This is a genomic window from Moorena sp. SIO3H5 (assembly GCF_010692395.1).
Classification (GTDB): domain Bacteria; phylum Cyanobacteriota; class Cyanobacteriia; order Cyanobacteriales; family Coleofasciculaceae; genus Moorena.
This window is the reverse complement of the sequence record NZ_JAAHHS010000349.1, coordinates 1-8,138: the sequence shown is the minus strand read 5'-3', so window position 1 is coordinate 8,138 and position 8,138 is coordinate 1. Positions and strand designations below refer to the sequence as shown.

The following is an 8,138-nucleotide window of genomic DNA, read 5'->3' as shown; positions in this document are numbered from 1 at the left end:
AGTTTGGGGTTAGCGATCGCACAGTTTGGGGTTAGCGATCGCACTGAATAGTTTACCTAGTAAAGGATACAGCAATTTCTGGAAAGTACTTGACAAATTGCTCTTTTGCTTAACTTGTCACCAATGGGTAATGGGTAATAGGTAATAGGGGGAGCATGTCACTTATGCACAATATTTGTACATTATCTATAGTCCCCTCATGGGTTTAAGCTTGCTCTCATGGTACATAGTACAAATGTTCGGCAAGTTTGACCTGCTTCCTATCGACTTCTCTTCAAGCATGAACAATATTTTAGGCAATCGCGACAACAGTTTTAAACTTAAGATATTAAACCTAAGCATAGGACTTCTATACCTCATAGATACAGTAAAAAATCCTTAACTGAACTGTATTGGTTTATATATTTCCGACTACTTAGGATACATTCAATTCCCTTGCACCTGAATTAGGATTGACCTTTGGTCACGCTACGCTCCGGAAGCGTTGTGGCCTACGGCCTCCGCTACGCGAACGCGTTCGCCTTTGGCGTGGCCTACGGCCAAGCGTGGCCAAAGGCCTCAGCTTCCGCGCTTGAGCGATCAAAAGCTTTTCTTCCATGAAGCACTCGGAAGTTTTGTATTATCATGCAGTCTCTCGGCTCTAGACGAAAAGAGTATTGATAGGCAGGACTATTTAATAATTTAAACCAAGCAAAGTAAGCTTCATATTTTTGCTGATAAATTTCTAGGTTCATGTTTTATCAATCAAGATTAGTCGCTGTAACTCTAGTACAAGAAGAAATTACTGTGAGTTAGCTCTAAAGTCAGATGTATACCAATTCCACTCGCCAGTCTGATCCTCAAATCCCGACTTGTAAAGACCATCCTTAATCGCAGAATCAGGAAGTTTATCTAGAGGGATGTAGGGGTGGGATTTTTGACCTTTTTCCTCAACAGGTTGGTTTGAGACAGCGTTATAGTGGCAATGCATTAGGATACGAGTATCATCTGTGTGATTTCCTTGAGAACCATGTATCGTGTTTGCATGAAAGAATACAGCATCCCCAGGTGCCATTTCGCAATCAACAACTTCTAGCCTTTCTATCACTTTTTCCATACGCTTTGGATCGCAGACATCTCCATTACCTTGCAACACAGGTTTAATACGACCCATTAAATGGGACTTTTTGATGACTTGCAAGCAACCATGGGCTTTAGTATTTTCAGTGATAGCCACTGTACAAGTTACAATGTTGGGAAAAAGACAGCCGTCGCCATACCAATAGGTGTAACCTTGATGCCAATTTATGACAGTATCATCATATGGCAGCTTTTGAACAATTTTTGAGTGCCAATGATAGCACTCCTCACCTAATATAAGTTCCGCAGTATCGACAATCCGAGTTAATCGAGTCACTACGCTAACCAGACTATCATTTAAACCATTCCAAACAGCAGCATGCCAGGGTTCACCCTTTTCGTTGATGACAGTCCTGAGAGAATTGGCAAGATTGGGATCGTTATCGCAAACTTCCCGGATTAAGCTAACCTCCTCTGAATCAAATAACCCACGGACGATAAAATATCCATCTTCGTGATATTGAGTGAGCTGTTCTTGAGTTAAGCGATGAGTTTTCCGTACATCTGTGTCAAATTTCGATGCAATCATTTGAGAGTCCATTTTCTACTGTTATTTTAGAGATTGAGATTTTTGAATCAGATTTCCATCAGTTGTGGTGGAATATGAGGATTGGATTGATATTCGCTATAGCTTTCCTTTATCCTTTCCCCAACAACTTCTGCGAATACCAATAAATTGTCTCTCATTTTCACGACGGTTTTACCACATCCATTCTGGGAGAGACAGTCTTTTTAGATGCTCCCAAACCGCCTAATATATTTCCATCTAGGCTTACAGGAATCATCCTACGGATGTAATCATGAAACTGCTGTTGACCTGCTTCTTTAGTAGGATGATAAGGGCCATAGTGTTGCTGACCTTGTTGGTAAAGTGCTTTCCTGCCCTGATGTATCTTGGTCATCAGATCATGGTCTTCATATTCTATTTCATACATATACTGGTCAAATGCATTTAGAAAGTCTTTATGTTGATAAAACTGCTCTTCTACCAGACGATATTCGTGAATTGAGCATGTGTCGATGCTTTCTGGTATAACAACGGCAACTAGGGCAAAGCACTGAGAAATTTCAATAATAATATTAGGATAAATACAAAGCCAGACAGCACCGTAGTCTTCTGGAAATTTACCAACATATTTGTTATAGCAACCTATATAGTCTTCCAGAGCAGAGGTTTTTATTTGGATTTTTTCTCTAAGATGTATCGCTTGAACACTAAAATCATCTCGGAAAATCGATTCAATACATCTTGACTCGAAAAAGGTTCTAAAGTTCGGATGATAGGCTTCTAAGTGGTAATTATCTAGAAAGGTATCCATATAGCTTTTCCAATTTACCTTAACGAAGAAGGGATCATGGGCATAGAACCTTAGCTTCTCGAAGTTAATATTTGCAAATGCTTTAGAAGTTTCTAGAGCACTTTTCAAGGCAGACTCGTTTTTAGGAAACACAAAACCATCATAACTATCGATGGATTCCTGTTCTAGAGAGTGTAGGGCATGATTGCATTCTATATTAGCAGAACTCAACATCTTCCCATTGAGATCATATGACCAGGAATGCACTGGACAGACAATGCTGCGACAATTTCCTTTGTCTTTGAGCAGCGTTGCATAACGATGTTTACAAATGTTTGGCAGAACCTGAATGTTCTCTCCATCATGGATGAGAACCTTTGTGTCCTTAGTGTGTGGCAACACATAATAGTTCTGAGATTCGTTTACAAAGCTACTGTGTCCTAAAAAAATATCCTTAAATTGACAATGCTTCTTTTCTAAGGCAAAGATTTCTTCGGAAAAGTAAAATTCGTGAGCAAGGGATAGCATATTGATTGCCCTCAGTAGGTAGGTTTAATTAACTGTTACATGCAAAAATATTAAAACTTGAAAAAAACCTATTTAAGTTGAAGAGAATGCCGCTAAGGCATCACCAGCAAGGCGACAAGTCCGCCAGTCGTTGAGAAAGGTTGCACCTTGCTGTTTGTAGAATGCGATCGCACTTTCATTACAATTGAGCACACTCCACTCAAATCGGCCACAGCCTTTATCAAGTGCCATCTTTGCCAAATAGTCAAAAATTTTACTTCCTACACCCTGACGACGATAGTTAGGTAAAACAAACAGAGCTTCTAAATATAGACCGGGTTTCATCAAATAAATAGAGAAATTGAAGAAGTAAAGAGCGAATCCAGTCGGTACACCATCTGCACAAGCAAGGATTGCCTCGGCCTCAGGATGAGAACCAAACAAACTTTTATGAAGTTGTTCACATGTCCCAGTGACCTTGTGGGAGAGCTTTTCATGATCAGCCAGAGCCATGATTAGCTCGAATAGAATAGGTACATCATCAGGTATCACCGGACGAATGTCAATTGAGTAATTCATAATTTCTACTTATACCACTTGAAGGGTTAGAAATTTAGTAGCGTTTAATCGACTTTGAGTTTAATCGACTTTGAAGATTCGTCTGGTAAACTTGATGTAACATTTTTTAACATCGCGGTATTGTTAACAATCGAGACCGTTATTTTTTTACCACAACTTGCTCTAATTTTCCAGCCATAAGGATTGTAGCTGGGTTGTCACCCCCTCAGCTTAAATTGATAATTATTGATTTTTCTGAAGCACCTCCCCCAGGATTAGCCGGACTTTTTGATTGTAAATTTTTTCTTGATGTTGACGATATAATAACTTAGCTTCTTCTATAAGTTGAGATATTTGATCATAATTTAATCAAGCGTAATTGTTTGGCTTGTTTAGGATTTTTTTTGATTTAATCCCAAGTGTAGCTCATGGTTAATGAAGTTCATAAAATTATATAATATCCTCTTATTTTATCAAAACTTGTTTTTTGGATAGGTCTAAGGTAAAATTGAAAAGTTTTGCTTCCATACTTGTTTAAGTACCGTTACAAGGGCTGTGAAGTTGTCCGGATTTCCTAGATTGTTTGATGTGAAAAGAGTATAGAGAAGAAAGTGGGCACATTATGAGCAATCTATATCTGTTAACAACAAGTCTACTCACTGGCGGAGCAATGTCTGCTCCGCCACCACCACCCCTACCTGCCAATCCCTCAGATAGCCTCTCAAGCCTGTTAGTTTCAACAGCTAATAAAGCATTGGAGGCTGGGGTTAGTCACAAGATTGTCCCTACTCTAGAAACCACTGTCGAAACTTCCTCTCCTCAATTTAGTAGTCAATGGCAGAAACGTAGCCCTACTAAATTATTAAAGTATCAGCAAGTAAAGTATCAGCAACGTTTACCCAACTATCAACCTGCTACTCCTTCACCAAAGTCGGGAACGGAACTATATTACCAACGATTAGCTGCCCTCAGAGCTGGCAAACTTTATACTCGCTTACCTGCCCATAGTTTCTCATCGTTTTGGGCAAAGGGATTAAATCATAAAGGAGTCCCTCTTACAAAACCTACCTATCAGCAATGGAAACAACTCCTGGCACAGGAAGCTAGAGCTGTTGCCTACGGACAGGGTAACAATCGTCTGTCTATGGTAGTGGGAGATTCCCTAAGTTTGTGGTTACCCGCACAGGGATTACCTAAATATCAACTGTGGCTCAATCAAGGCATTTCTGGTGAGAATACCAGTCAAATTTTGAGTCGATTATCGGCATTTTCCCAGACTCGTCCTGATACAATTTATGTGATGGCAGGTATCAATGATTTGCGTCAGGGGAAAACCGATCAAGTTATTGTCAACAACCTGCGCCAGATTACTCGTCAATTGCGGCAAAATCACCCACAAGCTCAACTGATTATCCAGTCGATTTTACCGACACGAGCTACTGCTATTTCTAATCAGCGCATTCGTAATCTTAATCAACAAATTGCTCAGATTGCTCAACAAGAAGGAGCAGCCTATCTCAATGTTCACAAGTTGTTTACTGATACTAAAGGTCAGATGGAGCACAACTTGACAACCGATGGTATTCATTTAACGCCTCTGGGCTATCAGGTTTGGCAAGAGGCGCTACAGTATACAGAATCGTTGATTGCTGCAAATCGAGCTCGTGCTTTATCGCTCTGAACGGGATTGTCGGGAAACCAGTTTTTCAAAATTAGCTTGGGTTTGCTGCAATAGTTGCTCTCGACTATCTGCTGCTGTAGTGAGGTTAGGAACTAATTTTCGGGCGTGGAGTGCCATGTGAAACTGAAGCTCGGCCACATAATCGCTAATGCCTTCAGAAGTATGATCATTGTGGGGTTGAGTAGAATGCAAATCCAAAGTGTCCTCCTTGTCTAACTTAACTATTAGGTAGTCCGAGAGCGGGAAAGCTGCGTGTCCAATCAGCCCTTACGAACCCTGACTCGATGTATGTTACAGAACATATCATGCTATGCCAATGGCATATCTGATTTTGTAATGAAGTTTAAAATATTTGTTAATATTTGTATACTTTAGGTAATTTATACAACGTCGTTGTCAATTTTGTGGTAAGAAATACTGGGAAAGTAAGTAGGTGAGGTAAAAAAAGCTGAATTATGTAACGCTAGATGAAGCCTAAGATTTTTAGGAAAATCTAAAGCCCTCAGCTTTATACCCCCCAGCTTCAGGCTGAACTTCGACTTGATCAATCACCCGATCAGACGGTCGGTGATTTGATACCCAAAGTGCCTGAGTGCGATCGCTATTTACTTTACGCCAAAAGTCTATATCTGCTCTGTCCTCTGCATGCATCGGGTGTAGCAACGGACAGCTGTATGGACGATCTTTGGTGATGCACAATACCAGTTAGACAATAAACGACATGAGTTTAAGCAAATCAGAATATAATAAATCTGCCTATTTCTATGATGAGATAATGAATTCATTCAAAATGGATTTTTCTCTCTATGAGGACTTAATTGAAATAGTGAAGCCACAATCTATATTAGAGCTAGGTTGTGGAATGGGTCGGTTGTTCCCAATCTTTATGAAAGAAGCGAAAGAAATTACTGGTATTGATTTAAGTGATGAACTGATAGATAAAGGAGAAAAATATTTTAAATTAAATAACGTTAACAACGCCAAAATTGAGTTTATTAATACAGATATGTGTTCATTTAAAATGAACAAAAAATATGACTTAATAGTTTTCGCGTTATCCGTATTAAAGCACTTAAAGACCGACAGAGATAGACTTGAAGCGTTAAAAAATGCTAAAAATCACTTAAAACAAGACGGTTTAATTGTTATTGACCATAACGCTTTTTTGTATACTTCTAAATCTACCGATTGGATTGATGTAAAAAACTCACTAGTAGTGGACTGGTTACCAGAATCAATTGTTATTGATGGCTACCAATGGAAGAAATCTATAGAAGGTGACAAGGACATTCTTCTCTGGAGATATAACGATTCAGAAAAAACACATTTTGAAGTTAAATTTACAACTTACCGATACGATATTGACAACCTTATTCAGCATCTTAGTGAACTTGATCTGAACCATGAACTGATTCTCACAGAATGGGGAGTCAATGGTCTAAGTAATAAAGGAAAACGATTTATTGGGTTGGCAAGCTATCCAGATAACAAATACAGCCCAAAGCATGACCTCCTAGAGAGGGTTATAAAACGTAATGAAAGATTATGGTCTGATCAGGATCTTTATCTTGAAAATAAAGGTGTTGAATAATCTAAGCATATGCGCTACGTGCGTGCTGCGCGAACAGCCGTCAGCCGTGAGCTAAAAGCTCACGCTACTTGAGGTGCCGTCAGCTTACTTGATTCAAAAGCACCTCAAGTACTGTGGCACAGGCTTTGGCCTTGGCCTTTAGGCCACGCTACGCGAATGGCCACGCTGTGCGAACGACGCTGTGACTTATATAGCCTGATAGCTGAATGCTTACCACTAAGTTAAAGCGATTGACCTTTGGTCACGCTACGCGATGAAGCTAAGCTTCCGCTAAGAGCGATCGCATTACCTGTAGCTGCGGACTGACGTAATGCATCTGCGACCTTGAGAGTATAGCAACTAGCTACGGTCGAGACATACAGGGGTGTTCCTTTAACTAGATGGTCAATTACCATAGCGGTATCTTTAAGAAACAAACCCCGTCGCCCTGCTACTTCAATTGGTTTGATTTCCTCTCCCTTAATCAGATTACCTTGGTCTCCCTCAAACAGCAGTGTGCCTTGGTCTCCATGGACTTCAAAATTCCGTAACCTCTGCCTGAACATTTCCCCTTTACCATAGGTAATATCTGCGATTAGACCACTAGTAAAGCGCAGTTGGGCATTACATAAACAAGCAGTAAAGTACTGATCACCAGCATCCCAAAACTGGGATTGACAATACACAGAAGCGACCTCACCAAACAAGTCTGTAAAGCGGTGAATGCGAGAAAGAGCACCAATGAAGGGAAAGCCAAAGAGTTCCATATTGAATGTCCAGCCCCTAGGTGCAGGGTGTTTCGGCGCAATAGTTACGTAACGGGCATAAACTGGTTGACCAATTTGAGGCAAAGATTGGCGCAAGGCTTGATGCAAGCCCCCTAAAAGCTCAATATGTTCTACATGGAGGAGCTTGCCTTTAGCTTTTGCAAGGGTAATCAAGGATTCGGCTTCTTTGGGGTCAAGGGAAAGGGGATATTCAGTGACAACATGTTTCCCAGCATTAAGGGCAGCACGGGCAATTGTGCCATGATCCCGATTAATCGTGCTAATAAATACTAGATCAAGCTCCGGGTGTTCTACCAATTGCTGCCAAGAATCCACCACTGTCGTGCCATGGGTTTCAGCAAACACTTGAGTTTTGGCAGGGGTATGACCACAGACCGCCACTAAATGCGATCGCGAATCCGCTTGCAATGTCTGCGCTCGGAGCTTAGCCGCAAACCCAGTACCAACAATACCAGCTTTAATGGGGAGATCAGTAATACTCTTTGTCACAAGGAATTATCAAGGATTAAGGGTTAAGGGTGATTGTGAACATACTCCCTTAAGGAAAGGCAAGAGGCAAGAGGCAAGAGGCAAGAGGCAAGAGGCAAGAGGCAAGAGGCAAGAGGCAAGAGGCAAGA

9 protein-coding genes are annotated in these 8,138 nt (G+C 40.7%); 2 read left to right on the top strand and 7 right to left on the bottom strand.

What is annotated here, in order from left to right; translation table 11 throughout:
* Positions 1-533 precede the first annotated feature (533 nt).
* From F6K52_RS27780 to F6K52_RS27765, 4 genes are all read right to left on the bottom strand, one after another.
* On the bottom strand, positions 534-734 hold the full coding sequence (locus F6K52_RS27780) for a TauD/TfdA family dioxygenase (RefSeq protein ID WP_293086057.1): 201 nt from the start codon (positions 732-734) through the stop codon (positions 534-536).
* Positions 735-781: 47 nt separating this feature from the next.
* On the bottom strand, positions 782-1,660 hold the full coding sequence (locus F6K52_RS27775; protein ID WP_293086054.1) for a phytanoyl-CoA dioxygenase family protein: 879 nt from the start codon (positions 1,658-1,660) through the stop codon (positions 782-784).
* Positions 1,661-1,808: 148 nt separating this feature from the next.
* Positions 1,809-2,945, bottom strand: a complete 1,137-nt coding sequence (locus tag F6K52_RS27770) for an SRPBCC family protein (protein WP_293086051.1) — start codon at positions 2,943-2,945, stop codon at positions 1,809-1,811.
* A 72-nt stretch (positions 2,946-3,017) separates the two neighbouring features.
* Positions 3,018-3,503, bottom strand: coding sequence for a GNAT family N-acetyltransferase (locus F6K52_RS27765; RefSeq protein WP_293086048.1), 486 nt, complete (start codon positions 3,501-3,503; stop codon positions 3,018-3,020).
* 601 nt (positions 3,504-4,104) lie between these two features.
* On the opposite strand from F6K52_RS27765, the gene F6K52_RS27760 reads away from it, so the two are divergent.
* On the top strand, positions 4,105-5,163 hold the full coding sequence (locus F6K52_RS27760) for a GDSL-type esterase/lipase family protein (RefSeq protein ID WP_293086045.1): 1,059 nt from the start codon (positions 4,105-4,107) through the stop codon (positions 5,161-5,163).
* Here F6K52_RS27760 and F6K52_RS27755 read toward each other — a convergent pair.
* Positions 5,152-5,355: a hypothetical protein gene (locus F6K52_RS27755; protein ID WP_364420031.1), complete on the bottom strand. Its 204-nt coding sequence runs from the start codon at positions 5,353-5,355 to the stop codon at positions 5,152-5,154. The two genes, F6K52_RS27760 and F6K52_RS27755, sit on opposite strands and share 12 nt — an antisense overlap.
* 291 nt (positions 5,356-5,646) lie before the next feature.
* On the bottom strand, positions 5,647-5,814 hold the full coding sequence (locus F6K52_RS27750) for a hypothetical protein (protein WP_158069663.1): 168 nt from the start codon (positions 5,812-5,814) through the stop codon (positions 5,647-5,649).
* A gap of 139 nt (positions 5,815-5,953) precedes the next feature.
* Between F6K52_RS27750 and F6K52_RS27745 the strand changes: the two genes are divergently transcribed.
* Positions 5,954-6,754, top strand: a complete 801-nt coding sequence (locus F6K52_RS27745; RefSeq protein WP_293086039.1) for a class I SAM-dependent methyltransferase — start codon at positions 5,954-5,956, stop codon at positions 6,752-6,754.
* 221 nt (positions 6,755-6,975) lie between these two features.
* Here the strand turns inward: F6K52_RS27745 and F6K52_RS27740 are convergent, their stop codons facing one another.
* Positions 6,976-8,010, bottom strand: a complete 1,035-nt coding sequence (locus F6K52_RS27740) for a Gfo/Idh/MocA family oxidoreductase (protein ID WP_293086036.1) — start codon at positions 8,008-8,010, stop codon at positions 6,976-6,978.
* Positions 8,011-8,138 lie beyond the last annotated feature (128 nt).